General features: G+C 66.9%; 17 protein-coding genes. 10 read left to right on the forward strand and 7 right to left on the reverse strand.

Annotated elements, in window-relative coordinates:
- Nucleotides 1-79: 79 nt before the first annotated feature.
- The 5 genes from AC6I6S_RS09305 to AC6I6S_RS09325 all read left to right on the forward strand — a co-directional run bounded on the left by AC6I6S_RS09305 (nt 80) and on the right by AC6I6S_RS09325 (nt 4,476).
- Nucleotides 80-613 (forward strand): DoxX family protein, encoded by a 534-nt coding sequence (locus AC6I6S_RS09305; protein WP_497949663.1) that lies wholly within the window; start codon nt 80-82, stop codon nt 611-613.
- Between the two features lie 110 nt (nt 614-723).
- Complete coding sequence (locus AC6I6S_RS09310) at nt 724-1,542, forward strand: CPBP family intramembrane glutamic endopeptidase (protein ID WP_497949664.1); 819 nt, start codon at nt 724-726, stop codon at nt 1,540-1,542.
- A gap of 51 nt (nt 1,543-1,593) precedes the next feature.
- Nucleotides 1,594-2,112, forward strand: a complete 519-nt coding sequence (gene hjc / locus AC6I6S_RS09315; RefSeq protein WP_497949666.1) for a Holliday junction resolvase Hjc — start codon at nt 1,594-1,596, stop codon at nt 2,110-2,112.
- A 72-nt stretch (nt 2,113-2,184) separates the two neighbouring features.
- Nucleotides 2,185-3,066 (forward strand): hypothetical protein, encoded by an 882-nt coding sequence (locus tag AC6I6S_RS09320; RefSeq protein WP_497949667.1) that lies wholly within the window; start codon nt 2,185-2,187, stop codon nt 3,064-3,066.
- Nucleotides 3,067-3,141: 75 nt separating this feature from the next.
- Nucleotides 3,142-4,476 (forward strand): cytochrome P450, encoded by a 1,335-nt coding sequence (locus AC6I6S_RS09325; protein WP_497949668.1) that lies wholly within the window; start codon nt 3,142-3,144, stop codon nt 4,474-4,476.
- Between the two features lie 33 nt (nt 4,477-4,509).
- Here AC6I6S_RS09325 and AC6I6S_RS09330 read toward each other — a convergent pair whose 3' ends face one another.
- A complete protein-coding gene (locus tag AC6I6S_RS09330) occupies nt 4,510-6,324 on the reverse strand; it encodes an acyl-CoA dehydrogenase family protein (RefSeq protein WP_497949669.1) in 1,815 nt (604 codons plus the stop codon).
- Nucleotides 6,325-6,459: 135 nt separating this feature from the next.
- Between AC6I6S_RS09330 and AC6I6S_RS09335 the strand changes: the two genes are divergently transcribed.
- Entirely contained in the window at nt 6,460-7,371 is a 912-nt protein-coding gene (locus tag AC6I6S_RS09335; protein ID WP_497949671.1) for an alpha/beta fold hydrolase, read from the forward strand.
- A gap of 83 nt (nt 7,372-7,454) precedes the next feature.
- Here AC6I6S_RS09335 and AC6I6S_RS09340 read toward each other — a convergent pair whose 3' ends face one another.
- A complete protein-coding gene (locus tag AC6I6S_RS09340; RefSeq protein WP_497949672.1) occupies nt 7,455-8,198 on the reverse strand; it encodes a DNA polymerase sliding clamp in 744 nt (247 codons plus the stop codon).
- Nucleotides 8,199-8,335: 137 nt separating this feature from the next.
- Between AC6I6S_RS09340 and AC6I6S_RS09345 the strand changes: the two genes are divergently transcribed.
- Nucleotides 8,336-9,292: a phosphotransferase family protein gene (locus AC6I6S_RS09345; protein WP_497949673.1), complete on the forward strand. Its 957-nt coding sequence runs from the start codon at nt 8,336-8,338 to the stop codon at nt 9,290-9,292.
- Between the two features lie 101 nt (nt 9,293-9,393).
- Nucleotides 9,394-10,176 carry a 23S rRNA (uridine(2552)-2'-O)-methyltransferase gene (locus AC6I6S_RS09350; protein ID WP_497949674.1) on the forward strand — a complete coding sequence of 261 codons (783 nt, stop codon included), beginning with the start codon at nt 9,394-9,396 and terminating at the stop codon, nt 10,174-10,176.
- Nucleotides 10,177-10,209: 33 nt separating this feature from the next.
- On the opposite strand, the gene AC6I6S_RS09355 is transcribed toward AC6I6S_RS09350, so the two are convergent.
- Nucleotides 10,210-10,386, reverse strand: a complete 177-nt coding sequence (locus tag AC6I6S_RS09355; RefSeq protein WP_497949676.1) for a ribbon-helix-helix domain-containing protein — start codon at nt 10,384-10,386, stop codon at nt 10,210-10,212.
- 141 nt (nt 10,387-10,527) lie between these two features.
- Nucleotides 10,528-12,891, reverse strand: coding sequence for a twin-arginine translocase subunit TatC (locus AC6I6S_RS09360; protein ID WP_497949678.1), 2,364 nt, complete (start codon nt 12,889-12,891; stop codon nt 10,528-10,530).
- A 654-nt stretch (nt 12,892-13,545) separates the two neighbouring features.
- Between AC6I6S_RS09360 and tatC the strand changes: the two genes are divergently transcribed.
- Nucleotides 13,546-14,472 (forward strand): twin-arginine translocase subunit TatC, encoded by a 927-nt coding sequence (tatC, locus tag AC6I6S_RS09365; protein ID WP_497949805.1) that lies wholly within the window; start codon nt 13,546-13,548, stop codon nt 14,470-14,472.
- A 72-nt stretch (nt 14,473-14,544) separates the two neighbouring features.
- Here the strand turns inward: tatC and larE are convergent, their stop codons facing one another.
- On the reverse strand, nt 14,545-15,423 hold the full coding sequence (gene larE / locus AC6I6S_RS09370; protein ID WP_497949679.1) for an ATP-dependent sacrificial sulfur transferase LarE: 879 nt from the start codon (nt 15,421-15,423) through the stop codon (nt 14,545-14,547).
- Nucleotides 15,424-15,511: 88 nt separating this feature from the next.
- On the opposite strand from larE, the gene AC6I6S_RS09375 reads away from it, so the two are divergent.
- Nucleotides 15,512-16,087, forward strand: coding sequence for a DUF6789 family protein (locus AC6I6S_RS09375; protein ID WP_497949680.1), 576 nt, complete (start codon nt 15,512-15,514; stop codon nt 16,085-16,087).
- A 76-nt stretch (nt 16,088-16,163) separates the two neighbouring features.
- On the opposite strand, the gene AC6I6S_RS09380 is transcribed toward AC6I6S_RS09375, so the two are convergent.
- Nucleotides 16,164-16,367 (reverse strand): hypothetical protein, encoded by a 204-nt coding sequence (locus tag AC6I6S_RS09380; RefSeq protein ID WP_497949681.1) that lies wholly within the window; start codon nt 16,365-16,367, stop codon nt 16,164-16,166.
- A 62-nt stretch (nt 16,368-16,429) separates the two neighbouring features.
- Nucleotides 16,430-17,401, reverse strand: a complete 972-nt coding sequence (locus AC6I6S_RS09385; protein WP_497949683.1) for a DUF368 domain-containing protein — start codon at nt 17,399-17,401, stop codon at nt 16,430-16,432.
- Nucleotides 17,402-17,613 lie beyond the last annotated feature (212 nt).

Genomic DNA, 17,613 nt, shown 5'->3' on the forward strand with positions numbered 1-17,613 from the left:
CAGTTTCCCGACGTCTGGGAATCAGTTATCGGTTATACGTGACTGGCTGTCCACTGTTAATCTGTAGAGGTACAGGACAATGGCAGCAACTACGCAAAACAGATTGGAAAGCCGTCTCGGTGGCGTAACGCTCGAGGGAACGCCCCACCAGCTCAGCGCGTGGGCGGTCGTCGGTCTCCGGCTCATCATGGGCTGGGTCATGCTCACGGCGGGCTACGGAAAGCTCACGGGCGAGTTCAGCGCCTACGGCTACCTCGCGAACGTCGATCCGGCGAGTCCGGCCAGCGGGCTCTTCGGCCTGATGGCAGAGAGCGGCGCGATGATGGCCGCCGTGGACGTGATCGTCCCGTGGACGCAGTTCCTGATCGGAATCGCGCTCATCGCCGGCGTGTTCGTCCGCCTGGCTGCGCTGGGCGCCTCGATCCAGATGGTGATGTTCTACTTCGGCAGCTGGGACGTCGCCGGCGGCCTGGTCAACGACCAGTTCGTCTACGCCGCGGTGTTCCTCGCGCTCGGGGCCTTCGCCGCGGGTCGGATCCTCGGCCTCGACCGCTACCTCGAGGAGCTCTCGATCGTCGAGCGCTACCCGAAACTCCGGTATCTCCTCGGATGAGCGCTCCGAGAGGTGCCTCTCGCGATCGTCTTTCTGACCGACTGTTTCGAACCCGGTAGTACGCCGCGGTGAAAGGAACGCCCAAGGTCTTCCTTCACGTAAACGAGGATATGGACCCGCTTCTCCAACGAGACGCCTACACGCGCTCGCTGCTCGTCGCACTGCTGCTCGCTATCGGGGGGCTCGTCGCCGCCCAGTTCACTGTTCTTCCGGCAGTGTTCATCGATCCGACGCTCGCCGAATCGCCGGCGGACGCCGAACGGGGGGCGATCCTCACGATGATGGCATTGAACTTCGTCGGAATGGTGCTTATCGGCGCAGCCTATCTCTACTACCGCAACTACGGCTGGTCGTATCTCGATCTCCGTCCGCCGACGGCTCGAGAGTGGGCCTACACCCTCGTCGCGACCGTCGCCGCGCTCGTCCTCATGATCGTCGTCAGCGTCCTCTCGTCCGCGCTCGGTCTGCCCGAGGCGGACAACCAGGTTATCGAGTTCATCGGCGACGATTCGACGATGGTGTTGCTCATGCTCGTCATCGTCTTCCTGTTCAACGCCCCCGCAGAGGAGTTCCTGTTCCGGAACGTGATCCAGAAGCGCCTGTACTCCGCTTTCACCCCGATCGGTGCCGTTATCGCCACCAGCGTCATCTTCGCGGCGGTCCACATCCCGACCTACGGGCTGGCCCTCGACGGCAGTGCCGCGGATCCGCTCGCACTCGTCCCGATCATGCTCACGCTCTTCGTCGGCTCGATCATCTTCGGCTACCTCTACGTCGTCACCGAGAACCTCGTCGCTCCGATCGCCGCCCACGCCTTCTACAACGCCTTCCAGTTCGCCCTTCTCTACCTCGCCCTCGAGTTCTTCCCCGAGGAGCTCGAGGCCGCGATGACGGCCGCCGTCGAACTCCTCCCGGCGCTCGCGCTGTAACCGACGGCCGACTCCACCCCGTTTATTACCACCCGGCGGCGAGCTACGGGCATGTCTCAGGCGAAGGGTGACCGCCGCGAGCGCGAACTCGTCAACAAACTCGACGAGGCCGGCTTCGCGGTGATGCGGGCACCCGCCAGCGGCGCGGCCACGGATCGGGAACTGCCGGACGTCCTCGCCGGTGACGGCGAGCAGTTCTACGCGATCGAGGCCAAATCGAGTTCGGGAAACCCGATCTATCTCACCGGCGAGGAGGTCGAGGCGCTCATCTACTTCGCGCAGAACTTCGGCGCGAAACCCCGGATCGGCGTCCGGTTCGACCGCGAGGACTGGTACTTCTTCCACCCGGGCGACCTCTACGTGACCGACGGGGGCAACTACCGGGTGAAGAAGGAGACCGCGATCGCCGACGGCGTCGACTTCGCGGAGTTCATCGGCGACTCGAGGAAGGTTACCCTCGAGGAGGTCGGCGAGAGCGATCCCGGCCCCGATCCGGAGATCCTTCGCGTGCTGAACGCGGTCGAACAGGGCGTGATGGAGGCGGAGGAAGCCGCCGAACTGCTCGAGTGAACGCACCGCCGGAAACTCATCCCTTTCCCCCGCCGGAACGCCTATGATGCACCCCGACCGACCTCGAGTCGAATGACCGACAGGACTGTGGAGTGGCGGATCGACGCGGCGAACTCCGCCGTCGTTCGTGCCGTCTGCTACGCCTGGATCGGGACGCTCGGCGGCATCGCCCTGGCCGTTCTCGCGAGTACCGTCGTCGGTGCGCTCGTGGCGGCCGGCGACGGTGATGTCGCGTCGCTCGCGTTCGTGGCGCTGCTCGTTCTCGTCGGCGGTCCGGTTTCGCTGCTCTACGTGCTGCCGGCGCTCGGGGACTCCGACTACAGACCGCCGCTTTCGCTGTTCCTCCCGGACCCCGCCGACGACCCCGAGGAGACGACCGCCGAGCGGTACGCAGCGGCGTTCACCCTTCCGCGGCTGCTCGCGGCGGCGGTGATGGGTTCGGTCGTCGTCTCGGGGCTCGTCCTCGTCTCCCCTCGCGCGCTGGGCGTTCTCATCGGCGCGCTGTTCGTCGCGCTCGTCGCGGTTTCGGGGTTCACGACGTGGGGACGAATCGACGCCGACGAACCGAAACTCGAGTACCGGACCGGAACCGTCCCGCTCGAGGCGATCACGAACGCCCGCCGCTTCGAACTCGGCTCTACCGTCTGCTACTGGGTTTCGTACCGATCCGGCGCGCGGTCGTTCGGTACGCCCTCGCTGCTCGCGTTCACCCCCGAGGCGGCGCGGCTGTTCGAGGGCGTCCTCGACGAAGTCGAGTCGGCCGGCCCCGCCGAGGCGGAGCCGCGCAACTGGCCGGTGACGATCGTCGCCGGCGGCATGGGACTCTCGTTTCTCGCCTTCGCCGCGGGGCTGCTGGTTCTCGAGGTCGTTCCCCTGGCGATTGGCGCCTATCTGGGGGTTCTGACGGGGATGCTCGGCCTCCTCCTCGTCTGGGCTGCGTACGCGTTAACCTGACGCCCTCCCCTGAACTGCGATCGAACCACCACAGTTCGGGCTAACGCTCTTGCTCGCTCGTGCCCTTCGGTTCCTATGACTGCGACGGCCCGACCCCCCGGCCCGCGCGGCGCGCCGGTCGTAGGGGTGATCCCCCGGTACGCACGCGACCCGTTCGGTTTCGTGACCGCCGTTCGAGACGCCTACGGGGATATCGCGGCGTTCGATTTCGGACCGACGCGAACGTACATGGTGACCTCGCCCGACAGCGTCGAACGCGTGCTCGTGAGCGAGGAACGCCGGTACTCGAAACCCGACTTTCAGACCGACGCGTTCGGCGACCTGCTCGGCGAGGGACTGTTGTTGAGCGAGGGAGCGCTCTGGCGCGAGCGCCGTCAGCTGGCGGGGCCGGCATTCGCCCCCGCCCGGATCGACGGGCTGGCACCCGTGATGGCCGACCGGGCGGCGGCGATGGTCGACCGCTGGGCGGACGGCGAGGTCAGGGACCTCGAGTGGGAGATGGCCCGCGTCACCCTCGAGATCATCGTCGAGGCGATGTTCGGCGTCGACCTCCCGGTCGGACTGGCGAAGAAAACCGCGATGCTGCTCGAGCCGATCGGCAGCCGGTTCGAACCCGACCCGCGGCGGGCGGTGGTTCCCGACTGGCTGCCGACGCCCGAGAACCGGGAGTTCACCCGGTCGCTCGCGAGACTCGAGGAGGTCGTCGACAACCTGGTCTCGAGGCGCCGCGCACGCGGAATCGATCCCGGCGACGCCGACCTGCTGGCGCTGCTATTGCGCGCGAAGGAGGCCGGAGAGATCGACGAAGCGGGGATTCGCGACGAGCTCATGACGATGTTGCTCGCGGGTCACGACACGACGGCGCTGGTACTCACTTACACCTGGGCGCTGCTCTCGGCGAACCCCGCCGCCGAGTCGGCGGTCCACGAGGAGGTCGACCGCGTCCTCAAGGACGAGCCGCCGACGGCCGCCGCGGTTCGCGAACTCGAGACGCTGCGGAACGTCCTCCGAGAGTCGATGCGGCTCTATCCACCGGTGTACGTCATGTTCCGGCAGGCCGACGAGCGGGGCGAACTCGCGGGCTACGAGATCCCGGAGGGCTCGTTCGTCATGCTGCCCCAGTGGGCGATCCACCGAGACCCGCGTTACTTCGACGCCCCCGACCGGTTCGACCCCGGCCGCTGGCTCGAGCCCGGCCACCCGACATATGCCTACTTCCCGTTCGGGGCCGGCCCCCGCAGTTGCATCGGGAAGGGCTTTACCATGCTCGAGGCGCCGATCATCGCCGCGACCGTCGCCAGGGAGTTCCGCCTCGAGCGGTGTGCCGACGGCCCGATCCCGCTTCGTGGGTCGCTGACCGTCCACCCCGCCGACGGGATGGAGATGCGGCTGCACCGCCGGAGCGACTGATCGCTGTGGCCGGGACGGCGATCCGCGCCCCTCTCAGTCGCTGGTCTCGAGTTCGGTTGGCTCGACCGGTGCGTACCGCACGATTTCCTCGAAGTGCTCGAGGGGGAACCGGTCCTCGCTCGTGATCCCGCGGGCTGCCCGATCCTCGAGTTCGGTCGCGACGAACCGCCGGGCGACCAGCGCCAGTCGGCCGTCTCCGCTCTCGATCTCCGCCTGGGCCTCCTCGAGCAGCAGGGCGGCGGTAAACACGTCGAACACGTAGTGAGCGAGGCGCTTTGCGGAGAGTTGAGCGTAGTTGCCGTCGGCGCCAGCGAGCGTCGCGAGCGCGCCCGCGAGGTCGTGGTACTCGGCCTCGACGGTTGTGGCGGCGTCCGCGAGCGATGGATGCTCGACCGCGGCCAGCCGGCCCTCGATCGCCTCGAACAGCGGTTCGTGGGCGGCCTCGCGCTCGAGCGCCCGGAGGACGTCCAGCGAGAGGACGTTCTCGGTCCCCTCCCAAATGGGCAGCACCTGGGCGTCCCGAAGGAGGCGATTGGTGACGAACTCGTTCACGTAGCCGTTGCCGCCGTGGATCTCCATCCCGTAGGAGGCGGTGTCGACGGCCATTCGCGCCGTCCGGAGCTTCGCGATCGGGATCAGCAGGCGCATCAGGCGATAGGCGTCGTCGGCTTTTTCCCCCGCTCGTTCGGCCCGCTCTCGCTCGGAGAACAGCCGCGCGGCCTCGAGGACGTACGCCGTCACGGCCTCGTGGGAAACGGCCATGTCGACCAGATCCGCCCGCATGAGCGGATACTGGTCGATCGTCTCGCCGAACGCCTCCCGGTTGGCCGCGTAGATCTTGCTCTCGAGGAGCACCCGACCGATGATCCCGCAGGAGGCGGCGGCGTTCGACAGCCGCTCGAGGTTGAGCATCTCGGCCATCTGTTTGAAGCCGTTTTCTTTCTCGCCGACGAGGTGAGCTTTCGTGCCCGTGAACTCGACCTCGCCGGTGGGCACCGAGATGGTGCCGAGTTTGTCCTTCAGTCGCCGGTACAGTTGGTCGTTGAGGTCGTCTGGGGAGAGCGGGCCGTCCTCGAGCAGGTCGCCTTTCGCCACGGGTCCGTCTTCCAGATCCGAATGCGGCACGAGGAACATCGAGAGCCCCGCGGTTCCCTCGGGGGCGTCCTCGGTTCGGGCGAGCGCGAGCGTCCCCTCGGCGTCGATATTGGAGCAGAACCACTTCTCGCCCCAGAGACGCCAGCACTCCTCGGTCTCGTCCCACTCGGCGCGCGTTTCGGCCGCACCGACGTCGCTCCCGCCCTGCTTCTCGGTCAGGAACATCGCCCCCTCGATCAGGTCGTCGTACTCGCGGCTCGTCAGCGCCTCGAGGGAGGGCTCGAGGTCGTCGTCGCCGAACTTCTCTAAGACGAGTGCCGCGCCCGCGGTCATCGCGACGGGGCAATCGAAGCCGGGGTCGGCGTAGCTCAGCAGGGACTGCATCGCGAGATTGTGCGAGAACGGCATCGGCTCCTCGCGACCTGGCGGCGCGTCGAAGACGTCGGCGACGATCCCCGACTCGTAGACGGCACGTTCGTTCTCGTACTGCTCGGCGGGGTAGCGAACCCGGTTCTGAACCTCGCCGTGTTTGTTGTAGGCCTCGAGTTCTGGCCCGTGATCGTCGATGTAGTCGGCGTTATCGGCGACGGTATGGCCCACGAGATCGCCGAAGGACTCGAGTCGCGACTCGGCCCACTCGAACTCCTCGCCGGTGTACACCCGCCGAAGTTCGCGCTGGAGCGTCCGGTCGAGTTCCCAGTAGTTGACGTGGCGCCCCGCCTCGAGAGCTCCGTAATCGATGGGTGTCGACATGGGCGATACTGCGTGGGCTACCCCGATAAACTGTCGCTCGAGAAACCGGTTGGCCGTTTTCTGGCGTTGTATTCGAGGGTTCGAGAACCCGCCTCGAGGCTCGATTTCAAGGGGGTTCGACACGTCGGTGGGGGTATGCCACGGGCGACCAGCGACGGCGTGTCGATCTACTACGAACGCGATGACCACGATGGGGAGGAAACACCGGTCGTCTTCGTGCAGGGGCTGGGCTACGGGCGGTGGATGTGGCGGTGGCAGCGCGAGGCCGTCTCCCCTGACCGCGAGGTGATCGCCCCGGACAACCGCGGGACGGGCCGGTCCGAGGCCGGCCTCCCGCCGCTGGTGCCGAAACTCCCCGGCAAACTCCGCACGCCGCTGCTCGCGGGGCCGTTCAGCTACTCGATCGGCGAGATGGCGGCCGATCTCGAGGCCGTCCTCGAGGACGCGGGCGTTCGCGAGGCCCACGTGGTCGGCGCGAGCATGGGCGGGATGATCGCCCAGCGGTACGCCCTCGAGTACACCCGCGCGAAGACGCTGACGCTGTGCTGTACGAGCCACGGCGGGCCGGACGCCGTTCCCATACCGGACGAGACGATGGAACACATCGGCTCCGCGCCGAAGGGGGCGAGCGAGCGCGAGGTCATCCGCCACCGGATGCGCCCAGCCTTCACCGAGCGCTTTACCAACCGAAACCCTCACCTGATGGATCGGATCATCGAGTGGCGCCTCGAGCAGGACGCGAGCGACCCCGCACGCGAGGCCCAGGCCGGGGCCGTACTCGGCCACGACGTGAGCGACCGCCTCGAGCGGATTCGAGCGCCGACGCTGGTATTACACGGTGCCGACGACCGGGTCGTCCCCGTCGCGAACGGCGAACTGCTCGCAGAGAAGATTCCTGACGCCCGTCTCGAGACGTTCGAGGGCGGTTCGCACCTCTTCTTCATCGAGGACGACGACCGGGTGAACGAGGAACTGGTAGCGTTTCTTTCCGCGCACGATAGAGCGGTCGACTCGAGCAGCGGCCGACAGAGCGGCCGGTTCGAGTAATGATCGACAGAGCGGCCGGTTCGCTGACGGCAGGCAGTGCCCGTGATCGCAGTCGAGACGGACGAAGAAGACGGTAACGCGGCTCAGTCGCTCTGGATGCGCGGCGCCAGCATGTAGGTGACCTGGCCCTGCCCCTCACCGAAGCCGTAGTAGAGCTTGATGGGGAACTCCTCGCCGAGGTCGAGCGTGACCTCCGCGTCGCCGGGAATCGCCTTGTTCATGTCCTTCAGGTAGTCGAGGCTGAACAGCGAGTGGGCCGAGCCGGCCTGCAGATCGATCAGGTCGTCGCGGGTCAACTCGAGGTGAACGTCGTCGGTGTCACCCTCCGCGTCGACGTAGAACGACTCGTCGGCCTCGTCGACGCCGAGTGCGATGTGATCGGAAACCATGTCGGCGGCCTTCACCGAGCGGTTGACGTCCTTCCCCTCGAGGACGACTCGCGCCGGCAGGTCGAGTTCGGGGATGTCGGGCTCCTGGCGGATCGAGTCGGGGTCGATCAGCGCGAGGGTGTACTCGAGGCCCTCGATCTGGATGTGGAGCTTGCGAGTTTCCTCGTCGAGTTCGAGCTGGATGAGCTGGCCAGATTCGGCCATGCCGGCGATATCCTCGAGTCGCGAGAGATCGACGCCGATCAGGCCGCCGTCGGCCTCGTAGGACTCGAAGGCGGCCGCATCGAGCGAGAGGTCGACCATCCCGACGTTGGCGGGGTCGACGGCTCGTATCTGGAGGCCGTCATCCTCTAGGTGAATCTTACACTCGTCGACCAGCACGCTCACCGAGTCGAGCGCGCTGGTGAGTGTTTCCGCGCTCACGATGGCCTTGAACATATAGGACGGGCTACGAACGGTCGGTACAAAAAGCCATCCGTTACGCGGTGAAAGTGAAGCGACCGAAGACTGTCTGCGCCGGTGATCGTCCTCCGGATCGCAAGGTCCTTCCCCGATTGACACGTTGTTCTCGAGCGATGGACTCTCTCCTGGCGACTGCCCTCGAGAACGCCGTCCCCGACCGTGCCGTCGACACCGTGACCGAGGCCGGTCCCTCCTGGAACGATACCAACAGGACGGTCGCCGTCGAGTTCACCGACGGCGACACGGCGTACATGAAGGTCGCGGCCGACGGGAGCGGCTCCCGGATCGCCCGCGAACGGGCGGTGATCGCCTATCTCGAGGCCCGACGGACGGTTCCAGTGCCGACCGTCCTCGCGAGCGACGCGACGGGGTCAGTTTCGTACCTCCTGACGGAACCCGTCTCGGGCGAGTCGATCCTGCACCTGTGGGGGGACGCGAACCCGAACGAGCGAACCGCGCTGGCCCGGCAGGTGGGCGCCGCCCTCGGTCGGGTCCACGGCCACCGATTCGACGACCACGGCCACGTCGTCGGCGGTGGGACCGACGGGCTCGAACTCGAGACTGCCCCCTGGACGGACGTCCTCGTCGACACGATTCAGCACATGGAGGAAATCGCCTCCTGTACCCGGTTCGACGACCACTTCGACCGGGTGATCGAAGCCGTCGAGTCGAACCGAGAGCGACTCGAGGCGGCGCCAGCCGCGTTGCTTCACGGCGATCCGGCGCGAGCCAACTGCTTCCGTCAGGGGGACGAAATCGGCTTTCTCGACTGGGAGATCGCCCACGCCGGCGACCCCGCTCGCGACCTCGTCCGGGTTCGCGACCAGCAGTTCGACTCGCTTCGCGAGCGCGCTTCCGACCAACTCGTCGCGGCGCTGCACGCCGGCTACCGGGACGAGCGGGGGAGCCTCCCGCCGGGGTTCGAGGAGCGACGGCCGATCTACGAGGCCGTCCGCCTCCTCGGGGTCTCCGGCTTCTTCGACAAGACGGTCGCGTTCGTCGACGAACCGGCCGACGAACTCGAGGCGTGGCTGGAGGCGGAGCTAGAGCGCCGTCTCGAGGCGGTGTGACTGTTCGGCGATTCGAACGAGGCTACCGTGACGATTCGCCGATGCTGGTCGGCTCGCTGGTGAACGATACGCGTATCCGACTCGAGGCGCTACCGCCTCCAATGAGCCGAAAGGACGACTACTACAACCGGGCCAAACAGCAGGGCTACCGGAGTCGGGCGGCCTACAAGCTGAAACAGCTCGACGACCTCGAGAACCTGATCGAGGGCGGGGATACCGTCGTCGATCTGGGTGCCGCGCCGGGTGGCTGGACCCAGGTCGCCGCCGAGAAGGTCGGCCCGCGGGGAACCGTGATCGCGGTCGACCTTCAGCGGATCAAGGACTTCGAGGAGTCGTACGACGACCGCATCGAGACGGTTCGCGGCGACATGACCCAGGATCGGACCCGCGAGCGGGTGCTCGAGATCGCCGGCAACGAGGTCGATTGCGTCGTCTCGGACATGGCGCCGAACATGTCCGGGGAGTACTCCCTCGACCAGGCCCGCTCGCTGCACCTCGCGCGGATGGCCTTCGAAACGGCCCTCGACCTACTGGGTCCCGGCGGCAACTTCGCCGTGAAGGTATTCGAGGGACCGGACGTCGACGACCTCCGGGCGGACATCGGCGAGGAGTTCCAGTACGTCCGGGCGACCAGTCCAAAAGCGTCACGGAAGGAATCCTCGGAGATCTATCTGCTCGGGAAGGGGAGACTCACTGCGCCGATCGAGGAAGGCCAGGAGCTCGAGGTCGATATCGTCGACGTCGGCAGCGAGGGCGACGGCATCGCCTCCGTGGATGGATTCCGGCTGTTCGTTCCCGCCACCGAGGTCGGTGAGACGGTGACGGTTCGCGTCGAGGACGTCAAGCCCCACTTCGGGTTCGCACAGCGACTCGAGCGCGACTGAACGGTCCGCCCGGCTTCGACCTCTCTCTGCCGGCTACTCGCCGTTCTCGAGTCGGTCGTGGCGCTGGTCGATCTCATCGAGGAGGTCGAGGGTCTTCCGGACCGAGGCCCGGATGGCGTCGCTCCGGTTGACGAACTTGCCGTCGTCGCCGACGTGTTCGTCCAAGTCCTCGAGCAGTTCCTGTGGGATTTCGACGCTGATCTTGGGCATGGGTAGCGGTTCGGACAGTATCGTCCTTAATTCGTCGGTTGTCGGGTCCGCCCGGGTGGTCATACGGTCTGCTGTAAGTCATTTCCGCTGCAGCCGCGTTCGTCCTGCGCTTGCAGCGGTAAACAGTTACAGCAGACCGTCTCACTCGGCGACTGCGCCGGGCTCGGATTCGGGCTCGCTGTCGGCGGGGGTGCCGCCGCGGCCGCCGCCGAACAGCCGGCCGCCGCCGGTGAGCACGTAGAGGACCGCCAGACCGAGGACGTAGGTGACGGCGACCGGAATCGCCATGAGGATCATCGTCAGGATTCCCTTCGGGCTGACGAACGCGGCGATGGTGAAGATGCCGACGACGACGGGTCGCCATCCCCTGAGCATCGTCCGGTAGCTAACGATGCCGCCGACGTGGAACAGCGCCATCGTGACGATGATGTTGAACAGGAAGCCGATCCCGACGGTGGTGAAGATCACGAGCCAGAAGAAGCTCCTGATCCGGAACGAGACGACCATCTCGGCGTTGATCGCGTCGGCGACCAGGTAGGAGATGACCGCGGGGGCCACCCAGAAGAAGCCGAGGTAGGTCCCGACGGCGAAGCCGGCGAGGAGGGTGCCGCCCCAGACGAGGAAGACGCGCTCGTCACCCCGCACCAGCCCGCGCTCTCTGGCGGCGGGCCAGCCGTAGTAGCAGATCAGCGGGAGCACGGCGACGACCCCCGCGAGCACGCTCACCTTCACGGCGAAGATCAGCACCTCGACGGGGTGGAGCGCGATGACGATGTCCATCTGGGTGATGAGTTCGTCGAGACTCATCCCCGCGGGATCGACGTCGTTGCGGATCGCGACCTCGTGAAGGACGTCCTCGGGCATTCGGTCGAGGAACGTGACGAGCACGTCGCGAACCCCTCCCTGGTAGAGCCAGAAGAACGTCCCCGCCATCACGACGAGGAACGTCCCGACGATGCGGAACATCTTCGAAGTCAGGCTGTTCAGGATGAAGACGAGGTCGTAGGCGTAGCCGCCGATGTCGTCCTCGGTCGTCTCCTCTTCGGTGAACGGATCGAGCATTCCGGCGGCCGTACTCGAGAGGAAACTTCCCTCCTCTTCCTCGGCAGCGGCCCCGCTGCCGGCCCCGGCGCCGGCGGCGCCACCCGCGGCGCCCTCCTCGCCATCGCCCGCCGCTTGCTGGCTCGCCTGGAGGGTGTCGTAGCGGTCGAGGATCGCCTGGGCCTTCTCCTTGTCGTCGTCGTACATCGCCGTCCGGGCGTGATCCAGCGCCTCCTCTTCTTCCATCGCGAGGAACACCTGGGGCGGGACGGCCTCAATCGCGTCGGCGTCGAGCACCTCGAGGTCGATCTCCTCGGGATCGCCGGTGCGGATCGCCGCCTCCCGCGGGTAGACCGGCCCGCGGAGGACGGCCAGGGTGTAGAGTAGAAGCAGCGTGGCGCCGATCGCGAGTGCCGCGTAGGCGCCGATGACGAGCGGGCCGAGTTCGCCGTAGGCGGTTGCCGTGTTCTGAACGGCCTCCCGGTACGGCGTTGCCCCTCTGGGGTAGTAGGGGATCTGCGGGGCGAGTCTCGAGTGAACCGTTCGATCGAGGTAGCGGAAGCCGTCGAGCTGGATGAACGCGGCTGCGGCGGCGAAGACGATCGCGAGTCCGCCGCCGAACTGGAGCAGCCGCCGCTTGATCAGTGCGGTGCCGCCAGCGGCCTCGGCGGCACCCCGGCGTCGGATGTTCGTGACGACCTTCGCTAGCCCGAGGCTGAACACGTAGAGGGCGACCATCGGCATCGCCCACATAATCAGCGTAAAGGGGTCCGGCGGAGAGAACAGGGCGCCGAAAACGGTGACGCCGACGATGGCGTGGCGCCACTTGTCCCGGAACGTCTCGTAGGGAACGATCTCGGTGTACGCGAGCACGCCCATGAACAGTGGGAGCTGGGCGGCGAGCCCGAACGAGATCGTCAGCAATGCGATGAACTCGGTGAATTCGGTGATCCCGAAGCTGGGTTTGACGCCGAGATTGATCGCGTTGGAGGCGAGGAACTCGAAGACGTAGGGGAAGAAGATGCTGTAGGCGTAGACGATACCGAGCGCGGCGAGCGTGATCGAGGTCAGCGCGAACAGTGCGAGGTAGGTTTTCGTGATCGGCACGACGGACTGGACGCCCCGGCGCCGAAGCGCGTCCCGCGAGTAGTAGAGCAGGGCGGGAATCGCGACGATGATGCCGACGACCATACCGATCTTCGCCTGCAGCAGTATCACTTCGAACGGCGTCCGGGTGATGAGATCGGTCGCCTCGGCGGTGTGCTGGGCCATCTCGGCTTTCGCGGTCGCTTCGAGGAAGTCCCAGATCCAGATCCGGAGCGCGTAGAACGACCCCATAAAGCCGATGACGAAGATAATGAACACCTTCTGGAGGTGCGTCTGTGCGCTCGAGAAGAGCGCGCCGATGGTTTCCCGGCCGCTGTTGATCGCGCGGGCGGTATCCTCGTCGACGGCAGAACTCATTGACTGCTCGTGGATAGCTTACATCCAGTTATCAACCTTTCGTGTGAATGCTGGCTGTGACACCCACGAACCGGCTGCGGGCATGCCCTCGTGGTGACGATAAGAAAAAGGCCTATAACGAGTGGCCTATCTATATCCCGATAGATGCCGGACGACTCCGAGGAGGGTGCCGACAGTGACCGGCCCGAAGAGCCACGCGAGTCGTCCGAGAACCTGGAGAACTCCGAGGCGGCCACGGCGGACGGTGACGGAACCGAAGACGACACCGAACCGCAGGAGCCGTCCGGAGCGGACGACGATGGTGAGGAGGATCCGCCGGCGTCCGACGCGGATCCGGAGTCCGACGACGCGGATGCCGATCCTGACGAACCCGTGGCACTCGAGCCCGAACCCGGAGAACAGGACCCGTTCGAGCCGGCCGACCGCTACGCGGAGGCCGAGGAATCGCCCGATACGGGCGGCCTCGAGAAGGTCGACGACGAGGATCGCGACGGTGTCGAGGAGCCGGTGTACGGCCCACAGCGCCCGCCCGAGGAACGAGAGCCCTCGAGCGTTCCGGAACCGGGGGTTCAGCACGACGAGGCCGAGTCCGGCGAAGACGGCGGCGGTGACGAGAGAACGGGGGACGGCGACGGAGCGGCCGACGATCCACCGATCGAGCCCGCCGAGCGGAACAACCCCCGCGAGCGGGACGACCTGCCGCCCGCGCCGGACGACGACATCCCGCCCGCACCCGACGAGGGTGAGGAGCCGCCGGAGGCGAAAACCGACGGCGAAGGCGTCGTCCGCGACCACAACGAGGGGCCGTCCCAGGAGCCAACCTACCCGGACCCGGACGAGGATATCGGCGGTATCTCGACGCCGCCGGACGATCAGGAGATGCCCCTGGCCGACCACATCGAGGAGATGGTTATGCGGCTCGCGCTCGTCGTCCTGGTCGGCTCGGCGTTCACCGCCCTCGGCTTGCTGTGGGCCACCACCGCGATTGACATCATCTGGACCCACGTCATCCCCGAGAGCGAACTCCGCCCGCCTCACGTCTACCACCCGCTCGAGCTGTGGCTGACCCGGATCAAGGTCGCCGCGCTGCTGGGGATCATGGCCGCTCTACCGATGGTGGTCTACCAGACGTACCTCTTCATGAAGCCGGGACTCTACCCCAACGAGCGGAAATACTACCTCGCGGCCGTGCCCACCAGCGTGATCCTCGCCGGGATGGGGATGGTGTTTTCGTTCCTCGTCATCCTCCCGATCCTCTTTCGGTACTTCACCTTCTACTCCGAGGGGAGCGCCGAAATCGCCTACGCGCTGGGCGAGACGTTCAACCTGATCATCACCCTTACCGGCTTCCTCGCGGTCGTCTTCCAGATTCCGCTCTTCATCATCCTCGCGGTGATGATGGGCGTGACGACCCGCCGCTGGCTCGCGGACAAGCGCCTCTACTTCTGGGCCGCGTTCGCGGGGCTCGCGTTCATGTTCACGATGGACCCGACGCTGATGGCTCCCATCTTCGTCGCGATCACGATGATCCTGCTGTTCGAGGGGACGCTGCTCGTCCTCAAGTGGGTCGGGCGGAAGTGATCGGGTTCGGCTTTCGCTGCTCGAGCGGTTCGCTCTCGGCTCACCGGGGCTGTCGCGTCGGCTCGAGTGCGCTCAGTCCTCGGGTGAGGGGTACTCCGCGCTGAAGACGTCCTCGACGAGCGGCTCGTCCGCGGCCGTCTCGCCGGCGGCGGGGCTGACGCTGCCGGTGCGGTAGCCGTGGAGGTCGAGGGTGACGTGATCGAAGCCGAGGTCGGCGAGCGGATCGCGGATCGCTTCGACGAACTCCGTCTCGAGGGCGCGCTCGAGTTCCGCCGGCGCGATCTCGATGCGTGCGAGCCCGTCGTGATCCCGCACCCGGAATCCCTCGAACCCCCACTGGCGCACCAGGGCCTCGGCGCGTTCGATGCGCGTGAGTCGCTCCTCGGTCACCGAGAGGCCGGTCGGGATCCGCGAGGAGAGACAGGCCATCGCGGGCTTGTCGGCCACGGAGAGGTCGTAGCGGTCGGCGATCTCCCGGACTTCGTCCTTCGTGATCCCGTGGGCCAAAAGCGGCGAGGCGATCTCGAGTTCCTCGACCGCTCGGAGGCCGGGCCGGTGGCCCGCGCCGGGGTCGTCGGCGTTGGTGCCGTCGCAGACGGTGTCGATCCCGAGTTCGCGGGCTTTCTCGAGCATCTTCCCGAGGCGCATCGTCCGGCAGTGATAGCAGCGATCCTCGTCGTTCTCGACGAACGCGTCGCTGTCGAGTTCGGAGAACGCGACGACCTCGTGGCGGATGCCGATCTCCGCGGCCACCCGTCTGGCGTCCTCGAGTTCGGCCGCCGGGAGAGTTTCGCTCTTTGCAGTGCAGGCGACGGCGTCCTCGCCGAGGGCGTCCCGGGCGAGTGCCGCGACGACACTCGAGTCGACGCCGCCGGAGAATGCGACGAGCGCGCCGTCCAGCGCCGCGAGGTCGTCGCGGGCAGCCTCGAGTTTCGCCTCGACCGTGGTCATACCCGGCGTTCGTGGTGCACCGGCAAAAACGCGTTGTCGTCCGGTGCAGCGTGGACAGTTAAGGGGATTCTCGTGGTACGCCCGGAGCATGTTCGGACGCTCGAGCGAGCGAGGGACGGACGGAACGGTGACAGAGGGTACACGGACGGGAGCGTCGGCTCGGAGGGGTCGGTCGCGACTCGAGCACGCCGCCTACGCGTCGGCTCGCGGTCTCCAGGCGGGGCTCGTGGCGACGCTCATTATGACGGCCTTTCGGCTCCCCATCCTCCGGTCGCTGCCGCCGTCGGCGAACTTCTGGGCGCGCTACGTCAGCGGCGGCGACGCAGACGACCACCCGGTCGCGGGGCTCGTGCTCCACCTCCTCTACGGGGTCTCCGCGGGAGCGGTGTTCGGCGGCCTGTTCGCGCTGCTCGACGCCGAGCGGTCGATCGAACCCGAGCAGCGGGGGCTGGTCTGGGGGGCGGTGTACGGGATGGGGCTGTCGGCCTTCGGCTCCCAGTTCATGCTGAAGGAGTTGCTCGATATCGAACTCGACGCCGACGAACTCGCGCTGTTTCACGCCGCGCACCTGGTGTACGGCCTCTCGCTGGGCGCCTGGGTCGGCTCGCGAACCGAGGGCGTCGAGGACCCCGAGGAGGAGTACGACTACGGCGAGGAGAACTGACCCACCGTCAGCCGCTGCTCGAGTCGGTGAGCGGCCTCGAGACGGTCACGCCACGGGCGTCGAAAACGAGCGGTGTTTATCTGCCGACCCGAAGCACCTTCAGAAGTCCCTGAGCGGCCATCCCGATCAGGGCCCACTTCCAGGCCAGCACCGCCACGCCGAGCAGGAGCACGGCGCGGGGCGTGTTGTTCCGGTCGAACGCGCGTTTCGCCTCGAGTAGCACGGAGACGACGGTGAGCGACCGCGTCGTCTTCGAGCCGAGGAATCTGGTAAGTCCCATACCCGATAGAGGGGGGCCGGTCGGATAACGACCACGCTGGAACGCGCAAGCGCGCGTGAGTTTCACTCGGGGTCGAATCCGCCAGCGAGGTAGTCGAGGGCGAAGAGCGCGAGTGCGCCGACGAGCCCCCAGGCGGCCGCGACGACGTAGCCCTCGGTCGTCCAGGTGAACGCGCCGTCGATCATCTGGTCGATGTTGAAAAGCGGCGCGGGCGTCGAGCCGGCGATGAGGCTGACCAGGAAGAGCAGCGTCAGCCGTCGGTTGCGAGCGAGCGCCCGGCGGACGACACGGGCGATGGTGAGCAGTCCGATGAAGCCGCCGACGACGAACAGTGCCACGGTCGTTCCCGGGTCGACGAGCGCGGCCGGTGAGCCGCCGCCGGCCAGCCCGGCCACGGCGCTCGTCAGCGCGCTCAGCTCCCCCGTGAGCGGGATGTACTGGCCGAGCAACACGAGGATCAGCGCACCCGATATCCCGGGGAGGATCATCGCGCTGATGGCGAAAATACCGGCGATGAAGATCGCGACGGGTCCACTGCCGGGGATTTCGATGACGCCGCTTCCGATCAGTAGCGCGATTCCGATTCCCGTCACGACGGCCGTTCCATCGAGGACGGACGTGACCGTCAGGCTCCGATAGAGGGCGACCGCTGAGGCGGCGATCAACCCGGCGAAAAAGCCGGAGAGCGCGATCGGATGGCTTTCGGCCAGCATGGTGACGAGTTCGGCGATGATCGCGACCGCAGTGACCATTCCGACGCCGAGCGGAAGCAGGAACTGGAGATCGATCTCGGTGAGCGCCTCTTTCGCCCGACCCCGGCGTGCGGGGTCATAGCCGCGGCAGACGTCGGTGATCCGGCCGGGAGTGATCGCGGTGATCGCGGCGAGCAGCCGTCCGTAGAAGCCGAGCAGCAGCGCGACGGTTCCCCCGGAGACGCCGGGGAGGGCGTCGGCGGTCCCCATACAGAGGCCGTAGATGTAGACGCGAAACAGCGCCAGGCGGTCGAGTACCCCCTGTTCGACGCTATAGCCCATGCGGACACGCTCCTCGAGGGACACTGCTCTCGGCGGCCGGCGGGGCGGGAAACCGTCGACGTACGCACATAGCTACACACTCCGGGCGGACCGGTATAAATCACTCACACTCGCCTCGAGGGGCGCGGCTCCGTCTTCGGTGTCGACAGTCGGAGCTGACAGACGACGGGCTTTCGTCGTCGGCCGACCGTCTCGAGGGCGGGAAGTTTTTC

Source organism: Natrononativus sp. DTA114 (assembly GCF_059736515.1).